Raw genomic sequence first — 17,659 nt, 5'->3', positions numbered from 1 at the left:
ATGGTGGTGCCGCCTAGCGATCCGGCCGCGCTTAGGCAGGCGATGACATATCTTTGGGAGCATCCGGAAGAGGTCGCGAAAATGGGGGCGGCGGCCGAAGCCAGATACTGGCGGCACTTTACCGCCGATCGCATGGTTGATTCCTATTTGGAAATTTATCGGGAGTTGTTGGCAAATCGAAAAGCCTGATTGCCCTTGGTTCGGTTCGGATGCGGATTGGGATAATTTGTTAAAATGCCGCTCACCTGATTTTTGAGATGGACATGAAACACGTCGAACTTCTTTCCCCGGCCGGCACGATTCGGAATATGCGCTATGCGTTTGCGTTCGGCGCGGATGCGGTTTACGCCGGTCAGCCGCGATACAGCTTGCGAGTGCGCAATAACGATTTCCTAGCGGACAATCTGGCCAAGGGGATAGCCGAGGCGCATGCGATCGGTAAGAAGTTTTACTTGGCGGCAAACGTGATTCCGCATAACTCCAAGGTAAAAACCTTCGTCAAGGACATGCACCCGATTATCGCGATGGGGCCGGACGCGCTGATTATGGCCGATCCCGGCCTGATCATGATGACCCGCGAACAATGGCCGGACATGCCGGTGCACCTGTCGGTCCAGGCGAATACCGTGAACTATGCCAGCGTCAAATTCTGGCAGCGGATGGGGGTGGAGCGGATCATTCTGTCGCGAGAATTGTCGCTGGACGAAATCGCCGAGATTCGCCAGCAATGTCCCGACATGGAGTTGGAGGTGTTCGTACACGGTGCGTTGTGCATTGCCTATTCCGGGCGTTGCCTGTTGTCCGGCTATTTTAATCATCGCGATCCCAATCAGGGGACGTGTACCAATTCCTGCCGTTGGAAATACGATACCAAACCGGCCGACGAAACCGCCGAAGGCGATTACGTGCTGGCGGATCGGCCGGTGTTGTCGATGAACGATCTCAACCAGGGCCTGAGTAACGCGAGCTGCGGCGGCGCCGAGCGTCATCCGCTGGCCGACCAGATTTATTTTCTCGAGGAAGAAGGCCGTCCCGGTGAGTTATTGCCGGTGATGGAGGACGAGAACGGCACTTACATCATGAACTCCAAGGACTTGCGCGCGATCGAACACGTGCAGCGCTTGGTGGAAATCGGGGTCGATAGTCTGAAGATCGAGGGGCGCACCAAATCGCATTTTTACGTAGCGCGCACCGCGCAAACCTACCGCCAAGCGATCGACGACGCGCTGGCCGGTCGGCCGTTTCAACCGCAATTGCTGGGCATTCTGGACAACTTGGCCAGCCGAGGCTACACCGATGGTTTTTATCAACGCCATCACACGCATGAGCACCAAAATTATCTGTCCGGCTACTCCAAGAGCCATCAGCAGCAGTTTTGTGGTGAAATTACCGCCTATGACCCGGACACCGGTTTGGCCGACGTCAGCGTCAAAAACAAGTTCGCGGTTGGCGATCGGCTGGAAATGATTTTGCCGGCCGGCAATCGGGATATCGTCGTCGATCGGATGCTGGATAAATACGGTAATCCGATGCAAGAGGCCTTGGGCGGCGGCTACGAAGTGCGGATTCCGTTGCCCAGCGAAGATTGTCGGTACGGTTTGTTGGCGCGTTATTTTTAATGGATTTGGAGGCCGATTTGGAGTTTCTAACCGCTGATTTATGCGACCGCTTCGGCGATGCGGAGAATTTCCAGGTCGCCGAACCCATGCTGCGCCACTTTGGCGGCCGTCGGCGATTTTGCGGGCGAATCGCCACGCTGAAGGTCTTCGAGGACAATTCCTTGGTGCGGAGCGCATTGGAGGAAGTAGGCGACGGCCGGGTGTTGGTGATCGACGGCGGCGGCGGTAAGCGTTGTGCGTTGTTTGGCGATACCTTGGCGGCCTTGGCGATCGAAAACGGTTGGAGCGGCATCATCGTTTACGGTTGCGTGCGCGGTACGGAATTGCTGGCGCAACTGCCGATCGGGGTCATGGCGCTGAACACCCACCCCATGCGCAGCCGCAAGCACGGCCAAGGCGACCGTGATGTAATGATCACGTTTGCCGGCGTCAATTTCAAAAAAGATCATTACCTGTACGCCGATAGTGATGGAATTATCGTCGCCGAGACAAAATTGGATTAGAATTCCAACGTCTTAACCCAGTAAAAAACTCAAGAATATGCAAATCGTACTCGCAAACCCTCGTGGATTCTGTGCCGGCGTGGACCGGGCCATTGAAATCGTCGATCAAGCCATCGATACCTTCGGCGCGCCGATTTATGTGCGCCATGAGGTCGTGCACAATCGCACCGTCGTTGATGGCCTGAAACAGAAAGGCGCGGTGTTTATCGAGGATTTGAGCGATGTGCCGGTCGGTTCCTATCTGGTGTTCAGCGCGCACGGGGTTTCCAAGCAGGTGCAGCGCGAAGCCGAGGAGCGCCAATTAACGGTGTTCGATGCGACCTGCCCGTTGGTTACTAAAGTGCACATGCAGGTTGCCAAGCACGCCAAGCAAGACCGCGAGGTGATCCTGATCGGTCACGCCGGCCACCCGGAAGTGGAAGGCACGATGGGGCAATACGAAAAATGTACCGAGCACGGCAACATCTATTTGGTGGAAACGCCGGACGACGTCAAGAACCTCAAAGTCAATAATCCAGACAATCTGGCCTACGTCACGCAAACGACGTTGTCGATGACTGATACCAAGGTGATGGTCGACGCGCTACGCGAGCATTTTCCGTCGATCAAGGAACAGAAAAAGGACGATATTTGCTATGCCACCCAAAACCGTCAGGACGCGGTACACGATCTGGCGAAAATCTCCGATCTGATTTTGGTGGTCGGTTCGCCCAACAGTTCGAATTCCAACCGTTTGCGGGAAATTGCCGAGCAGCTGGGTAAATCCGCGCATTTGATCGATACCTATCGCGATCTGAAACAAGAGTGGTTGGCGAATGTCGATGTGGTCGGCGTGACCGCCGGTGCCTCGGCGCCGGAAGTGCTGGTACAGGAAGTGATCGATCAATTGAAAGCCTGGGGCGGTGCCGAGACCCTCGTCCGCGAGAATAAAGGCATAGAGGAAAAAGTGGTATTCTCCATCCCCAAGGAATTGAAAAAGCACATGGACGCTTAAACCTTATTCGTTCAACGAGGAACCGTATGGCTATTTCCGCGCAAGATTTAGTGGCCGCCGCCAAGCAGCAGATTTCCGAGATTGATGTCGCCGCCGCTCGCGAACGCTTAACGACAAACTTGATTCTGGATGTCCGCGAACCCAACGAATTTGCCGCCGGCCATTTGCCCGGCGCGGTGAATATCCCGCGCGGCGTACTCGAATTCCAAATCGGCGGGCATCCGGCTTTCCAAGGCAAGCAACAAGCGCCGACCGTCGTGTATTGCCAGGGTGGTGGACGTTCGGCGTTGGCGACCCAGGTATTGCAGCAAATGGGCTATTCGGCGGTAGTTAGTATGGCCGGTGGTTTCAAGGCATGGTCGGAGAGCGGTTTGCCCGTTGAGTGAGCAAGACGAACTCCGTATCGATAAATGGCTATGGGCCGCGCGGTTTTTCAAGACCCGCGGTTTGGCGTCCGACGCGGTCAGCGGCGGGAAGGTGCATGTTAACGGCCAGCGCTGCAAGCCCAGCCGCGATGTTCGAATCGGCGATCGTATCAGCATTACCAAGGATCAATATACCTGGGATATCCTGGTTACCGGTTTGAATCGGCAGCGCCGTCCCGCCCAGGAGGCGGTGCAACTGTACGTCGAAGACGCGGCCAGCGCCGCCAAGCGGCAACAATTGGCGGAATTGCACAAACAGCAGCAAGCAGCGTTCCCCGCCTCCGAGCGACCCTTCAAACCCAACAAAAAACAGCGTCGGCAAATTCATCGCTTCAAAGAGGGTTCGGTTTGACCGAGCCGCGTTCAACAAAACGATAGCCACACTTCCCGCAAGACTTTATTATTCCGGCGTTGTTTTCGCGCCGGCATAAGCCGGTGTTCGTCAAACGGCGACCGGACCTTAAGTTCGGCCTAAGAACCGGTGTTTAGTTTGCCGGTGCGCTTCCACCCACGCAAGATTCCAAAAGGTTTTTGAATGTCGCAACGCTGTTTTTTCCTGATCGCGCAAGCGGCGCTGGCCGGCGGTTTATTAGCCGGTTGCGCCACCACACGGCAATTGGCGGTGGATTATCCGAAAACCGAATCGGTAGCCGTCAAGCCGTTGCGAGGGCAAACGACGGTATCCGGCGATGACTACTATGTGCAATGGCTGTCCGAGTTTGAATTCAAAGGCGACAGCGCACTGAAAGGCGGTTGCAACGAAATGGGCGGCCATTACGAAAATGGCGATTTGTCGGCCGCCGTCGTGTTCTCGGTGCATAACGATGTCTTGAAGCTGCAGCGCGAGGCCAGCGGATTTCTATATCAGGCGACGACCGGGCGTTGCAATTTCAAGCTGGAGACCAAGAAAGCCAACTTGACGCCGTGGCTGCGCTTGGATTCGGCCAAGGACACCCAGATTGAATACCGCTTTCTGACCAGCAATAGCCACGAATCCAACCTGTCGCAATTGGTCGAGGATCTGAACACCGCCAGCGGCTTGTTTGCGTTGACCGGCGTTGGGACCGGCATGGCCGTGATGGGGAAGTTGGCCGGCAATTGGGTCGAAAGCAATCCGCCGGTAGTCGCGAAAACGCCTGCGCCGGCCGGCAAGCTTAGTTCCGAGACCCACACGCTACCGGCCGGCGTGGTGCTCAATGCCGACGGCGCCGGCCTCAATCAAACCCGCTTGCCGGTTTACGAAGTGCTCGAAGGCGGTTGGAATAGTTGGTCGTCCGAAACCAAGATGTTGGGGGAATTGCGGATTTATCCGGAGTTGGTCTCATCGTTGCTGCTGAAAACCGTCGGCGACGCGACACCGGATGCTCACGACTTGTCACTGGAAGAACTGTGGCGGACGCCGATACAAACCGCCAACGGCGAACAGCGCCTCCAGCAATTGCTGGCTCAGGTTGACACCGCGGATCGTCCCAATTTGCAACCGGATTGGCGCGATTACAGCGATGTCGAGACCCAATGTCGGCGCCTGAAACTGGTCATGAAGGATCTGGGATTCAACAAATTCGACCGCAACGCCTTGCTTTACTACTTTCTGAATAAATCGCCGGATTGGAAGAATTTCAATATCTCGATGCAGCGGGCGATGACCGACGAGATCCGCCCCAAATTGTTGGAACAATACCGCTCCACCAACTTTTCCGGCTGTTTGGCGCCGGAAGATTATTGGGTCATGAAGAGCATGCGTCTGGCGGTCAATACCGAGCAGGATTGGGAAGCGCTGGCCAGTTCCCGGCAAAAAAAGGAAGGCATCCTGAACCCGGTGCAATCGGCGGGAAGGCAATTGCTGGCGGCGCTGAAAAGTTCGGATAAAGACGAAGCGGCCCGCCAACTATATCCCTTATTGAATACTGAAAAGGCCGGCAACGGCAGCGTCTTGCTGCAAAACCATTTGAGTAATTTCGGTCTGGAAGCCTTGCTGCAATTACCGCCGATTCCCGACGAAGGCGTGGTTGTTAGCGCCGCGCAACTGGCCGGCGTGTTCGCCGGGTTGAACGTCGATAGTTATAGCTGCGCTCGGCCGGCTCAGGAACAAGGTCAGCCGCTGGCCCACATCGGCATTCTGTTGTTTGCCACCAAACCGGGCAGCCCCCGCGATAAAGGCGGCGCGCTCGAATTCGAACTGGCTCAGGGGCGCATCGTGCGTTTGGCGTTTCAGCATCCGTCGTTCCGCGATTTCGAACAAAGTCTGGCCGATTATCCCGACCTTGGTGGCTGCCGCATCGACGCCGAGTTCCTGAATCGACTGCACTAGCGCGGGGTGACCATGGTCCTGAAACGCTCCACCGGGTATTGGATAGGCGGCACGCTGGCCGGCGTGCTCGGTTTGTATGCGCTGGCCGGTTACTATGCCTTACCCTATTGGGTAAAGACACAGTTGCCCGAGATAGTGCGGCAGGTCACCGGCGCCCGGATCGGCATCGAGACGGTGGCGTTCGATCCTTTCGAATGGCGGGCCGAGTTGCGCGGGATTCGGTTGGCGGACGCCGACGGCCGGGATTTACTTGGCTTGGAGAGTCTGGTTCTGGATATTCAAGCGCTGGAATCGGCCGGTATGCGCGGGCTGGCGATCGCGGCGATCGAATTCGGCAAGCCGACGATCTATTTGGAACGCCGCGCCGACGGCCGACTGAATCTGGCCGATCTACAGCCCGCCCAAGCCGAGCCGGCACCTTCGCCGGAATCGGCTAAAGACGACTCGCCGCTGCCGCTGCTGATTCACCGGCTGGTGATCGATAGCGGTGAAATCCGTTGGCGCGATGTGCTGGCTGGCGAGGACGCCGCCGAAACGCTGGTGCCGTTGCAGTTGGAAGTGACCGAGTTGGGTACCGTCAACGCGAAGGATGGCGCGATTGGGAGGCTGACGGTGGGCTTGGCGTCCGGCGGTACACTGAATTGGCAAGGACAATTGACGATGATGCCGTTCGCCTCGACCGGCCGTTTGACGCTGAACGATATCGTCGTCCCGAAATTGCTGAAATTGGCGCCGAAAGATTTACTGCCGGTTTCAATCGACGCCGGGCAGTTGTCGGTAACTACCGACTATCAGCTGGCCGAGTTCGATGGCGGCGTCGATTTGGCGCTAAACAACGGGCTTATCGACCTCAAACAGTTGGCGGTTAGCGAGCCGGCCCAGCATCGCTCGTTGCTGGCCTTGCCCTCGTTGACGGTGAGCGGCGTGGCCGCCGATCTGCGGAGCCGGCGGTTGACCATCGCTAAAGTCGCCGCCGCCGACGCGGCGATTCAGGCCTGGTTGCAAGCCGATGGCGTGGTCAACTACCAAGCCTTATTGGCCCAGCCGGCCGCATCGGGCGCCAACGTGCCCACCCAAGCCGCCGCCGCGCCGACGGAGCCCGCCCAGCCTTGGCGAATCCAGGTTGATGACGTGGCATTGACCAATCACCGCATCGATTTCACTGATTACAGCCTGACCAAGCCGGTTACGCTGGCATTAAGCGAACTGGCCTTGGGGTTGCGCGGTTTCGATAGCGCCAATCCCGGGAAGCTGCCGTTGACCTTCTCTACCCGGATTAACCAAAAGGCGACCTTGAAGCTGGCCGGCGATACTGTCTTGCAACCTTTCGGCGCCACATGGCAGGTAACGCTCGACAACTTGCTGATCAAGCCGTTTCAGGCCTACCTCGATCCATATCTGAACCTGGAACTGGTGGATGGCGGCGTCAATTTGGACGGCAATCTGCAACTGGCGACGGCCGATCGGTTTCAGCTTACTTTTGCCGGCAACGCCAACATCGATAATCTGCTGACCCGCGACCAGATCAAGAATAAGGACTTTTTAAAGTGGTCAGACCTGACGCTGGCCGGCATCGGCATCGATTTGAACCAACAGGATTTCAAAATCGACAAAGTGGTGTTCGAGCGGCCTTATTTTCGCTTTAACATCAAGAAAGACGGCACGACCAATGTGGACGAGCTCAGCGTGGCCCAACCGGCGCCACGGAACCCGCCAAAAGTGGCGCAAGCGTCCGCCAAGCCCGATAGCAAAACGCCGGAGCCGAAACTGGTCATCGGCAAAATCGAGATGAAAAACGGTCGTTCCGATTTCGCCGATTACTCGCTGATTTTGCCCTTCGTCGCCGAAATGAAACGGCTGAACGGTGAAGTCAGCGGTTTTTCGACCGAGAAAGACGCCTACGCGCAATTGAATTTACAAGGCAAGGTTTACGATCTGGCGTCGGTCGATATCAAGGGCAAATACCAATTCCAAACCGGCAATACCGATATCGGCCTGAAGTTTACCCACATGCCGTTGCCGTTGATTACGCCCTATATGGCTGAATTCGCCGGCTACAAGATCGAGAAAGGCCAGATGGCGCTGGATCTGCAGTACAAAATCAGCAAGGGCGAATTGGAAGTACAGAACAAATTGTTCATCGATCAGCTGGCGCTGGGCGAACACGTCGACAATCCGAAAGCGATGTCTCTGCCCCTGCATTTGGCCATTGCCTTGCTGAAAGACGCCGACGGCCGGATCAATCTGGACTTCCCGATTTCCGGTAGCCTGGAAGATCCGAAATTCAGCCTAGGGGCACTAGTGAGCGATGTGTTGGTCAATCTGATTGCCAAGGCGGTGGCTTCACCGTTCAAGATGTTTGGGGCGCTGCTCGGCGAGGATAAGGATTACAGCGCCGTCAAGTTCGGTCCGGGTAGCGCCAAACTGGCGGCTGAGGAATCCACGAAACTCGATCAGCTCGGACAGGCTCTGAGCACCAAGCCCGAGTTAACCTTGGAAATCAAGGGCAAGGCATATGAAATCCAGGATTGGCCGGCGATGCGCTACGATGCGGTCAAGGACGTTCTGAAAAAAATGAAATCCGGCGAGTTGCGCGATCAAGGCCAAAAAATCCGCCATGAATATATCGAGTTGACCGACGACGAATACCGGCGTTTGCTGGCCAAGTTTTTCGGAGAAGTGTTTCCCGAGGAATTGGACCACAGCCTGCTCGGCAAACCGCGCCTGAAAAGCGACCCGAACGCCGATTTTTACAGTGTCGCTCAACAGCGGCTGGAAGGCATTTTTCATCCCGATCCGCAGCGCTTGACCGAATTGGCGGTGGATCGGGCGAATCACATTGCCCAATACATCACCAAGCAGGGCAAGGTCGAACAAGGGCGGGTTTACATTTTGGCGCCGGAATTGAGTCAAGCCGAAACCGCCGACGGCTTGAACTCGGTACTGTCCTTGGGAGCCTTGCCCTGACCGAGACCGACACGGCTTTGTACTATAATCGGCTGGCTCGATCGCGGGTGGCCGGCTGGAAATTGGGGTTTTACACGTGGAGAAAACAATGAAAATCGGAACGTTCAACTACTTACCGTTAGCCTTGGGCTTGGTCTGCGCGGCGCTGTCGGCGCCGGCCGCGGCGGGGCCTCTGACCTCTTGCACGATGACCTACAAATTAAGCGGTTGGTCGCTGGTCTACAAACAATACGACGGTATCGGCAATATCAGTTGCAGCAACGGCCAGCGCGCCCAAGTGGCGTTGGCGTCCAAGAGTATCGGCTTCACGATAGGCAAATCGGAAATCGAAGGCACCGGGGTGTTTTCGGAAGTTAAAAATCTCAACGAAATCTACGGCAACTTCGTGGCGTTGGAAGGCCATGCTGGCGCCACCAAGTCGGTGGATGCGCAAGTCTTGACCCGCGGCGAAATTTCGCTGGCCTTGTCGGGCAAGGGGCGCGGCATCGATATCGGCGTCACGCTGGGCGCGTTGACGATTTCGCCGCGCTAGGCCGTTTTCGCCGCCAGATGCCGTTCGTCACCCGCGACGCCGCCGGAGCGATCCGAAGCCTGGACGATACTGGGGCCGGCGGTGAATGGCTGGCGGACGACGATCCCGCTCTGCTGGCGTTTTATCGCGACGCGGGCCTACAGGCCAAGCGCGCGCTGACCGAGACCGATGTGAATATGGTCAGGGTCATTGACGATTTGGTGGACATCCTGATCGCCAAGCAGGTCGTGATATTTACCGAGTTGCCGGACGCGGTGCGGCAAAAGCTGTTGGCCCGTAAACAATTGAGAAGGGACATTGGCGCATTGCAGAATTTGATGGTGGACGACGAAGGCCTGTTTTGATGAAGCGAAGTCGTCGCCGGTCGGCTCAATGCTCGCTAAGACCGGCCTGTCTTAGATGGCATTGATAGGTGCCGCCGGCGCGACCTTCAACGAATTTCGGCAATCGGATCTTTGCCGGGCAACGGTTGGAAGCGCCGTTGTATTGAATTTGGACTTTGCGTGAAGAACTCTTTTTTTCTGGTCATACCCGAACAAAAAAACGATCCCCGCTTGCTGGCAACTTTCTCGGAAACTGCCCTGCAACAATGGATCGCCGAGTTGCCCGCCGCCAATCCGGGTCTGGCCGCCCGTTTGTTTCAGGAATTACTGGCCGAATTGATTTCCGTGGAAATGCCGGCCGCCAAGCGGTTGCAGGCGCTGGAGCAGCTACGGGACAGTTTTTTTCTGATCGACGATTATTTGCGTTCGCGCCTAATCAAATTCGGCTTTCCGAAAGGCGACATCGAAAAAAAAATCTTCGCGCTGGTCTGTATTGTCGAACGCCAGTTCACGATCGGCTATTGGAACGTCGTCAGAGACCTGACACGGCGCGAGGTCGGCTGGCTGCAGGGCAAGACTGTCGCCTTGGCGATACAGCGGACCATCAAGGGGTTGAGCCGCATCGTCGTCAGTCAGTACATGATGAGCTACCCGATTCCGGACTGGATTTGGATCGATCTGCATTCGCTATACAAACTGGCGGTTAAACTGGGCAAGGACGATACCAAGGTCGCCGACCAGCGTGGCATATTTACCAAACACTCCACGGTCGCCGACAGTTACAAGCAGATTTTGCTGCTCAGCCTGGCCTATCCATCCGGTCTGATGCAGAAGGAATTTCAACTGGTTTACGAATTCATCGAAAAGATCAGTGATTTGGTGAACATCGAAGCCAAGCCGGTCGCCGGACAAGCCGTGCAATGTCTGATTTCGATAGACGAAGATCTCGCTCCGGCCTTTCAATCAGCCGCCAAGACGGCGGACCGGCGCGGCGAGGCGGCTTCGTTGTATCTGGACCTGACCAAGCTGGCGAAGCTTTACAAGCTGGCCGACAAATATTGCGGCAAGGACGAAGCCAGATTCAGTTCGCTGGATATTGATCCCGGCAGCCACAATAAATTGTCCCCAGAACTGTTCGAGTATCTGATACAGCGCTGGCAGGGCAGGGAACCGCAAGGGACCGTCTATTTCGCGGATCGGCTGGACCGCTACGTGGTCATCGGCCTGGAAGCGACGCACGATTTACTGGATACCGGCCGGATTGCCGCCGGCTACGAAGCGACGCCGGAAATCCCGGCGCACAGCGAGTCGGAACGGGCCTTGTCCTGTGTGTTGCAGAAAGAAGGCTTGCTATCGATCGGCAGTTTGGTCAGTTTTAGAAAAACCGATAGCTTGCCGCATCTGCGGGCGCTGGGGGTGGTGTGCAAGATTCTACTGCCCAAGCAAGACAGCAAAGTGGTGTTCGAATTGGTGGTGATTGCCCACCAAGCCTTTCCGGTGGCCTACCACGCGCTGGATGCCGAACCGGACACCGAACGCAAAAAAGCCCTGATTTATGGTACAAAGGACCAAGAAGGCGAAAAAAGCTTTATTATCATGGACTCTTTCATGCTCAAGGACGGCGACTTGTTACGGATGTACATGGGGAGCGAGAATTTTCCGATTATTTTGAATGGCCGCAAGAATATAGGCTTGGGCTATTGGCAATTCGAATGCCGGCAGATACTCGAAAATATCGCGCCGGCTCAAGGCAAGAAGAAAGGCTATGACTTTATTTGAAACATCCGTTTGCCGGGCGCCCCATGTGCGACCCCGGCCGCATGACCCGACACCGAAACGACTACTCAATGACATCCAATTCCGATCAGCCCACTGATTCTCCAACCTTCGTCGATCCTTACGCCGAACGCGAAGCCGAAAAATACGAACATCCCATTCCCAGCCGCGAACTGATACTGCAACTGGTTCAGCAAGTCGGTAAGCCACTGCGACGCCAACAAATCGCCCAACAATTCGGGTTAGAGTCCGCCGACGCGCTGGAAGCGCTGCGCCGCCGCTTGCGGGCGATGGAGCGCGACGGCCAGTTGGTGTTCAACAGCCGGCAAAAATACATGATCGGTAACGGTCAAAACCTGATTAACGGCCGGGTGCTCGGCCACCCCGAGGGTTTCGGCTTCGTTAAACCGGAAGACGGCAGCGACGATTTGTTTTTGTCGCCCAGGGAAATGAAGCCGCTGATGCACAACGACCGGGTCGCGGTTCGGGTGACCGGCATCGATCGCAAGGGCCGCCGCGAAGCCTCCGTCGTTGAAATTCTAGAACGCAATACCCACCAAGTGGTCGGGCGCTTCTTTACCGAGGGCCGCGTAGCCTACGTGGTGCCGGACAACAAGAAAATCATTCACGAAGTGCTGATCGCCAAGGAGGACGTCGGCGGCGCCAAAAACGGCCAGATCGTCGTCGCCGAAATCGTCCAGCAACCCAGCGCGCATTACCAGCCGTTGGGACGCGTCGTCGAGGTGTTGGGCATGCACATGGCGCCCGGCATGGAAATCGAAATGGCGATCCGTTCGCACGAACTGCCCAATCATTGGCCGGACGCTTTGCTAGCGGAGATCGGCGGCTTGCGGGCGGAAGTGCCGGAATCGGCTAAGCAGGGTCGGGAAGACATCCGCCATCTGCCGCTGGTGACGATAGACGGCGAGGACGCCCGCGATTTCGACGACGCCGTATACGCCCAAAAAACCAAGAAAGGCTGGAAACTGTTGGTGGCAATCGCCGACGTATCGCACTACGTCAAGGTCGGTACGGCGCTGGACGCGGAAGCCAAAAACCGTAGCACCTCGGTGTATTTCCCGGAAAAAGTCATCCCGATGCTACCGGAGATTTTATCCAACGGCCTATGTTCGCTAAATCCCAAGGTGGATAGGCTATGCATGGTCTGCGAGTTGTTGATTGGCGAGGATGGTTTGGTGGTGCGGTCGCGGTTTTTCGAGGCGGTGATGCGATCCCATGCCCGGATGACCTATACCGAAGTCGCGAAAATACTGGTCGACGGCGATCAAAAACTGGCCAAGAAATACGCGGACTTGCTGCCGCATCTGCAAACGCTGTACAGCCTATACCAAGCCATGCGCCGGCAGCGGGAACTGCGCGGGGCGATGGATTTCGATACCCAGGAAACCAAGATCGTGTTCGGGCCGGAGCGGAAAATCGCCGAAATCGTGCCGCTGGTCCGCAACGACGCGCATAAGCTGATCGAGGAATTCATGATTACCGCCAACACCGCGGCGGCCAAATTCCTGACCCGCAAGAAGTTGCCGCGCCTGCTGCGGATACACGACGGCCCCGGCCCGGAGAAATTGCTGGCGCTGAAAACCTTTTTGAACGAGCTGGGTTTGCATCTCGGCGGTCAAGCCCAACCGACCCCGCTGGATTACATGCATCTGTTGGAATCGGTGGCCGGCCGCAAGGACGCCCATCTGATCCAGACTATCCTGTTGCGCTCGATGTCGCAAGCCGTTTACAGCCCGGAAACCAAGGGGCATTTCGGCCTGGCGCTGGATGCTTATGCCCATTTCACCTCGCCGATCCGCCGTTATCCGGATTTGCTGGTGCACAGGGCGATACGCCACGCGCTGGCCGGCAAGACGCCGGACAGCTTTACTTACAACTACGCCGACATGATGGCCTTGGGCGAGCATTGTTCCGCCAACGAGCGCCGAGCCGACGACGCCACTCGAGACGTGATCAGCTGGCTGAAGTGCGAGTACATGATGGACAAGATCGGCGAGGAATTCGCCGGGGTGATTTCGTCGGTGACCGGTTTCGGCTTTTTCGTCGAATTGCAGGCCATATACGTCGAAGGCTTGGTGCACATCGCCTCCTTGCACAACGACTATTTCCAGTTCGATTCCGGCAAGCACCAGTTGTACGGCGAACGCACCGGCGTGCGTTATCGGCTGGGCGACGCGGTGCGTATCCGCGTGGTGCGGGTGAATTTGGACGACAAGAAAATCGATTTCGAATTGATTCAATCCGGCAAGAAGGCCGATAACGCCAAACCCAAAAAGGCCAAATCCGGCAAGGCCAAAACCACCGAGGGCAAAGGCAAAGCTGCCAAGTCCGAGCCCGCCAAAAAATCCTCCCGCTCCAGACGGCGCCGCAAATCATGAGTTTGACCCAGCTATTCGGCGTGCATGCGGTGCAGGCCGCCTTGGAACATTCCCCCGACAAAATCCGCCGCGCCTGGGTGGACGGCCAGCGCCAGGATGCCCGCTTGAAACCGGTACTCGACGCGTTGGCGGCCTTGGGCGTCAATCCCGAGAAAACCGAGCGCAAGAAACTGGAGCGGATGGCCGAGGGCAAAAACCATCAAGGCATCGTCGTCGCGGTCGAATTGCCGGCAATGCGTAGCGAAGATCAGCTAAAACAGGATTTCGAAGCGCTGACCGAAACGCCGTTTTATTTGATTCTGGACCAGGTGCAAGACCCTCACAATCTCGGCGCCTGCTTGCGTACCGCCGATGCGGTCGGCGTGCACGGCGTGATCGTCACCAAGGACAATGCCGCCGGCATCACGCCGACGGTTTGCAAGGTGGCTAGCGGCGCGGCCGAGACGGTGCCGGTCTATCAGGTCACCAATCTGGCGCGCGTGCTGCGCTGGATGAAGGAGCAAAACGTCTGGATTATGGGCGCCGCCGGCGAAGCCGAACAGACCGTCTATCAAATGAAGCTGGATATGCCGCTGGCCCTGGTGATGGGGGCGGAAGGCAGCGGCATGCGCCATCTGACGCGTCAGCATTGCGACTTTCTGGTGAAAATTCCGATGATAGGCCAGGTGGAAAGCCTGAACGTGTCGGTCGCGGCCGGCGTGTTGTTGTACGAGGTTTTTCGGCAAAAAGCCGCGAGCTGAGCGAATGCGGGCGGTTATTGCGCTGATGCTGTTAGTGTTGGCGACCGCCGCGCGCGCCGATTTCGCCGCCGCGGCGATTGCCGGCAATTGCACAATCTGCCATGCGGGCGAGGGCGGCGACGTCGGCATGCCCGTCTTGACCGGCCTTTCGGCCGCGCAACTTCGCCAGTCTTTACTGGATTTCAAATACCAGCGTAAGGCCGCGACCTTGATGAACCGGATCGCCAAAGGCTATAGCGACGCCGAGTTGGCGGCGTTGGCCGACTATTTGGGAAAACGCTGAGATGGCGGACTGGTCGCGCCGGCGATTTCTGCGAACCGGTGCCGCCGCCACGGCCGGTTCGCTGAGCGGCTGTCAAACATGGACAATCGGCGGCTTAGGCAAGGCGCGGGTCGTGGTGGTGGGCGGCGGCTTTGCCGGCGCGACCGCCGCCAAGTTCCTTCGCCTGTTCGATCCGACTATCGACGTCACCTTAATCGAACCCAAATCCACGTATATCACCTGTCCCGCCAGCAACTGGACCTTGGCCGGTCTGTTCAAACCGGAGCAGTTGCAGGTCGATTACCGGGCCTTGGTCGATAATCACTCTATCCACCTGATCACCGATCGAGTGGTCGCCATCGACGCCGACCGGCGCAAACTGGTGCTGACCGATGGCGATACCTTGCACTACGACCGGCTGGTGCTGGCGCCCGGCATCGACTTTGATTGGCAAGCCATTGCCGGTTACGATGTCGAAGCGGCCGAACGTTTTCCCCACGCCTGGCAGGCCGGCCCGCAAACCGAGCTGTTAAATCGGCAAATCCAGGCGCTGCCCGACGGCGGCCGAGTACTAATCTGCGCGCCGCCCGATCCCTACCGCTGTCCGCCCGGCCCCTATGAACGCGCCAGCCTGATCGCATTCTGGCTCAAGCAACACAAGCCGCGCGCCAAGGTCGTAATACTCGATCCCAAGACCGGTTTTTCGAAACAAAAATTGTTCGAATCGGCCTGGCGCCGGCATTTCGGTTACGGCACCCCGACCGCCAATCTGGAATGGCTGTCGATCGCCAATAATCCGGTGGTGCGCCTGGAGGCCGCCAGCCGCAACGTGGTCACCGATTTCGGCGATCGATTTAGCGGCGACGTGCTCAACATCATCCCGCCGCAACGCGCCTGCAAAATCGCCGCGCAAGCCGGCTTGACCGACGGCGGCGGCTGGTGCCCGGTCGATCCCTGGACCTGTCGGTCGCGCTTTAACGAATTCATTCACGTGATTGGCGACGCGGCCGATTACGCGCCCATCCCCAAGTCGGCCTTCGCCGCCAATTCCGAAGCCAAGGTCTGCGCGCGGGCCGTGGTCGATTTGCTCAACGGTCGCCCGCCGGCCGAGCCGCATTGGCTGAACACCTGCTACAGCCTGATCGCGCCGGAACATGGCATTTCGGTGGCGATGGTGTACCGGCTAAACGCCGGCCGGATTGTCCCGGTACCAGGCGCCGGCGGCGTCAGCGTCGATAGCGCCGAAGCCGCCGCGCTGGAAGCCGGCTATGCCGTCGCGGCCTACCGAAACCTCAGGAAAGACAGTTTCGAGTGAGCCGGCGCCCCGATTGCCAGCCCGTGGGCGAAAGCGGCGAATCGTATCGAAATCAGGTATCAGCTTATTAGCCTAACGATCATGAAAGGATTTTCGCCCAGGAGCATGAAGACAATGGGTGTAGGAGCGGCTTTAGCCGCGTCTGATGGCGTTCCGATACCGGTATACCCGCATTGGCCCAATGACTTTCAGAGTGAAAAGAGCAGTAGGGCGCTGAAAAATCCCGCCCTTCGACAAACTCAGGGCGGGTGGGATTTTTCATTCACCGGTTGGGTGAGTGTATTGCCGATCCAGCATGGGTGCCTGAGCCGCGGTAGGTTTTCTGTTTAAATTTCGAACTTGCCGCCATCCAATTCCGCCCGCATTTTGGCTTGATTCAGCTCGCGTTCCGACTGCGACACGACGATGGTGGCCACGGCGTTGCCGATCAGATTGGTCAAGGCGCGGGCTTCCGACATAAAGCGGTCGATGCCCAAAATCAGCGACAAGGCGGCTAGCGGCACCGCCGGCACTACCGCCAGCGTCGCGGCCAGCGTGATAAAGCCGGCGCCGGTCACGCCGGACGCGCCTTTACTGGTTAACATCGCCACCAACAACAAGGTCAGTTGCTGCGACAGGCTTAAATCGACATTTAAGGCCTGAGCAATAAACAAGGCCGACAGCGTTAGATAAATATTGGTCCCGTCCAGATTGAAGGAATAGCCGGAAGGGACGACCAAGCCGACCACCGACCGCGAGCAACCCAAGCGTTCCAGTTTATTCATCAACGGCACCAAGGCCGATTCCGACGACGAGGTCCCCAGCACCAGCAGCAATTCTTCCTTGAGGTAACGCAGCAGCTTGAAGATATTGAAACCGGCCAGTTTGCCGATTCCGCCCAGCACCAGCCCGACAAACAGCGCGCAGGTCAGATAAAAACCGCCCATCAATGCGGCCAGGGGTTTCAGCGCGTCGATGCCGTATTTGCCGATGGTAAACGCCATCGCCGCGCCCGCGCCGATCGGCGCCAGCTTCATCACCACATTCATCATCGTAAAGAACAAGTGGGCGCATTCCTCGACAAAGCGATGCACCAAATGCCCGGCCTCGCCCAGTTTCTGCAACGCCAACCCAAACAACACCGAGACCAGTAACACCTGCAGCAAATCACCCGAGCCGGTGAAGGCATCGGTAAAGGTTTTGGGAATGACGTGCAATAAAAACTCGGCGAGGGTTTGCTGGCTGGCCTGCTTGGCAAACCCTGCCACCGCTTGCGTATCCAGGCTGGCCGGATCGACGTTAAAGCCCTTGCCCGGCGCCAACCCTTTGGCCACGATCACACCCAAGGCCAGCGCAAAGGTCGATACCACTTCGAAATACACCAGCGCTTTAAAGCCGACGCGCCCGGCCTTTTTCATGTCGCCCGCCCCGGCAATGCCCAGCACCACGGTGCAAAACACCACCGGCGCGATCAGCATTTTGATCAGGCCGATAAAGCCGTCGCCAACCGGCTT

The 17,659-nt window shown here is 57.5% G+C and carries 15 protein-coding genes and 1 pseudogene; 15 read left to right on the top strand and 1 reads right to left on the bottom strand.

Annotated features, from left to right (window positions below):
- From AC3B8H_RS09295 to AC3B8H_RS09225, 15 genes and pseudogenes are all read left to right on the top strand, one after another.
- Positions 1 to 189, top strand: a pseudogene (locus AC3B8H_RS09295) (glycosyl transferase family 1); the annotation flags it as partial.
- 74 nt (positions 190 to 263) lie between these two features.
- The gene (gene trhP / locus AC3B8H_RS09290) at positions 264 to 1,619 is read left to right on the top strand and encodes a prephenate-dependent tRNA uridine(34) hydroxylase TrhP (protein WP_488441310.1); all 1,356 of its coding nucleotides are present in this window, start codon (positions 264 to 266) and stop codon (positions 1,617 to 1,619) included.
- Between the two features lie 17 nt (positions 1,620 to 1,636).
- Positions 1,637 to 2,122: a ribonuclease E activity regulator RraA gene (gene rraA / locus AC3B8H_RS09285; RefSeq protein ID WP_488441309.1), complete on the top strand. Its 486-nt coding sequence runs from the start codon at positions 1,637 to 1,639 to the stop codon at positions 2,120 to 2,122.
- Between the two features lie 37 nt (positions 2,123 to 2,159).
- Positions 2,160 to 3,116 carry a 4-hydroxy-3-methylbut-2-enyl diphosphate reductase gene (gene ispH, locus AC3B8H_RS09280; protein ID WP_488441308.1) on the top strand — a complete coding sequence of 319 codons (957 nt, stop codon included), beginning with the start codon at positions 2,160 to 2,162 and terminating at the stop codon, positions 3,114 to 3,116.
- Positions 3,117 to 3,142: 26 nt separating this feature from the next.
- Entirely contained in the window at positions 3,143 to 3,502 is a 360-nt protein-coding gene (locus tag AC3B8H_RS09275) for a rhodanese-like domain-containing protein (RefSeq protein WP_488441307.1), read from the top strand.
- A complete protein-coding gene (locus AC3B8H_RS09270) occupies positions 3,495 to 3,893 on the top strand; it encodes an RNA-binding S4 domain-containing protein (protein WP_488441306.1) in 399 nt (132 codons plus the stop codon). The genes AC3B8H_RS09275 and AC3B8H_RS09270 overlap by 8 nt, the downstream gene beginning before the upstream one ends.
- A gap of 183 nt (positions 3,894 to 4,076) precedes the next feature.
- Complete coding sequence (locus AC3B8H_RS09265) at positions 4,077 to 5,852, top strand: hypothetical protein (protein WP_488441305.1); 1,776 nt, start codon at positions 4,077 to 4,079, stop codon at positions 5,850 to 5,852.
- 12 nt (positions 5,853 to 5,864) lie between these two features.
- The gene (locus AC3B8H_RS09260; protein WP_488441304.1) at positions 5,865 to 8,819 is read left to right on the top strand and encodes a DUF748 domain-containing protein; all 2,955 of its coding nucleotides are present in this window, start codon (positions 5,865 to 5,867) and stop codon (positions 8,817 to 8,819) included.
- A gap of 88 nt (positions 8,820 to 8,907) precedes the next feature.
- On the top strand, positions 8,908 to 9,351 hold the full coding sequence (locus tag AC3B8H_RS09255) for a hypothetical protein (RefSeq protein WP_488441303.1): 444 nt from the start codon (positions 8,908 to 8,910) through the stop codon (positions 9,349 to 9,351).
- 17 nt (positions 9,352 to 9,368) lie between these two features.
- Complete coding sequence (locus tag AC3B8H_RS09250; RefSeq protein ID WP_488441302.1) at positions 9,369 to 9,695, top strand: hypothetical protein; 327 nt, start codon at positions 9,369 to 9,371, stop codon at positions 9,693 to 9,695.
- 159 nt (positions 9,696 to 9,854) lie between these two features.
- The gene (locus AC3B8H_RS09245; protein WP_488441301.1) at positions 9,855 to 11,453 is read left to right on the top strand and encodes a hypothetical protein; all 1,599 of its coding nucleotides are present in this window, start codon (positions 9,855 to 9,857) and stop codon (positions 11,451 to 11,453) included.
- 68 nt (positions 11,454 to 11,521) lie between these two features.
- Entirely contained in the window at positions 11,522 to 13,849 is a 2,328-nt protein-coding gene (rnr, locus tag AC3B8H_RS09240) for a ribonuclease R (RefSeq protein ID WP_488441300.1), read from the top strand.
- Positions 13,846 to 14,589 (top strand): 23S rRNA (guanosine(2251)-2'-O)-methyltransferase RlmB, encoded by a 744-nt coding sequence (rlmB, locus tag AC3B8H_RS09235; RefSeq protein WP_488441299.1) that lies wholly within the window; start codon positions 13,846 to 13,848, stop codon positions 14,587 to 14,589. The genes rnr and rlmB overlap by 4 nt, the downstream gene beginning before the upstream one ends.
- Positions 14,590 to 14,593: 4 nt before the next feature.
- Positions 14,594 to 14,872 (top strand): c-type cytochrome, encoded by a 279-nt coding sequence (locus AC3B8H_RS09230; RefSeq protein ID WP_488441298.1) that lies wholly within the window; start codon positions 14,594 to 14,596, stop codon positions 14,870 to 14,872.
- Position 14,873: 1 nt separating this feature from the next.
- Positions 14,874 to 16,166 carry an FCSD flavin-binding domain-containing protein gene (locus AC3B8H_RS09225; RefSeq protein WP_488441297.1) on the top strand — a complete coding sequence of 431 codons (1,293 nt, stop codon included), beginning with the start codon at positions 14,874 to 14,876 and terminating at the stop codon, positions 16,164 to 16,166.
- Positions 16,167 to 16,492: 326 nt separating this feature from the next.
- On the opposite strand, the gene dctA is transcribed toward AC3B8H_RS09225, so the two are convergent.
- A partial coding sequence (gene dctA / locus AC3B8H_RS09220) for a C4-dicarboxylate transporter DctA (RefSeq protein ID WP_488441296.1) occupies positions 16,493 to 17,659 on the bottom strand: 1,167 nt, incomplete at its 5' end.

It is taken from the genome of Methylomonas sp. BG-2 (assembly GCF_057766305.1).
This window is presented reverse-complemented; position numbering and strand designations above follow the sequence as displayed.

What these genes read in the sequence shown, in the direction of transcription:
- trhP (WP_488441310.1), top strand. Translation starts at nt 264, where the DNA reads ATGAAACACGTCGAACTTCTTTCCCCGGCCGGCACGATTCGGAATATG.
- ispH (WP_488441308.1), top strand. Translation starts at nt 2,160, where the DNA reads ATGCAAATCGTACTCGCAAACCCTCGTGGATTCTGTGCCGGCGTGGAC.
- AC3B8H_RS09275 (WP_488441307.1), top strand. Translation starts at nt 3,143, where the DNA reads ATGGCTATTTCCGCGCAAGATTTAGTGGCCGCCGCCAAGCAGCAGATT.
- AC3B8H_RS09265 (WP_488441305.1), top strand. Translation starts at nt 4,077, where the DNA reads ATGTCGCAACGCTGTTTTTTCCTGATCGCGCAAGCGGCGCTGGCCGGC.
- AC3B8H_RS09260 (WP_488441304.1), top strand. Translation starts at nt 5,865, where the DNA reads ATGGTCCTGAAACGCTCCACCGGGTATTGGATAGGCGGCACGCTGGCC.
- AC3B8H_RS09255 (WP_488441303.1), top strand. Translation starts at nt 8,908, where the DNA reads ATGAAAATCGGAACGTTCAACTACTTACCGTTAGCCTTGGGCTTGGTC.
- AC3B8H_RS09250 (WP_488441302.1), top strand. Translation starts at nt 9,369, where the DNA reads ATGCCGTTCGTCACCCGCGACGCCGCCGGAGCGATCCGAAGCCTGGAC.
- rnr (WP_488441300.1), top strand. Translation starts at nt 11,522, where the DNA reads ATGACATCCAATTCCGATCAGCCCACTGATTCTCCAACCTTCGTCGAT.
- rlmB (WP_488441299.1), top strand. Translation starts at nt 13,846, where the DNA reads ATGAGTTTGACCCAGCTATTCGGCGTGCATGCGGTGCAGGCCGCCTTG.
- AC3B8H_RS09230 (WP_488441298.1), top strand. Translation starts at nt 14,594, where the DNA reads ATGCGGGCGGTTATTGCGCTGATGCTGTTAGTGTTGGCGACCGCCGCG.
- AC3B8H_RS09225 (WP_488441297.1), top strand. Translation starts at nt 14,874, where the DNA reads ATGGCGGACTGGTCGCGCCGGCGATTTCTGCGAACCGGTGCCGCCGCC.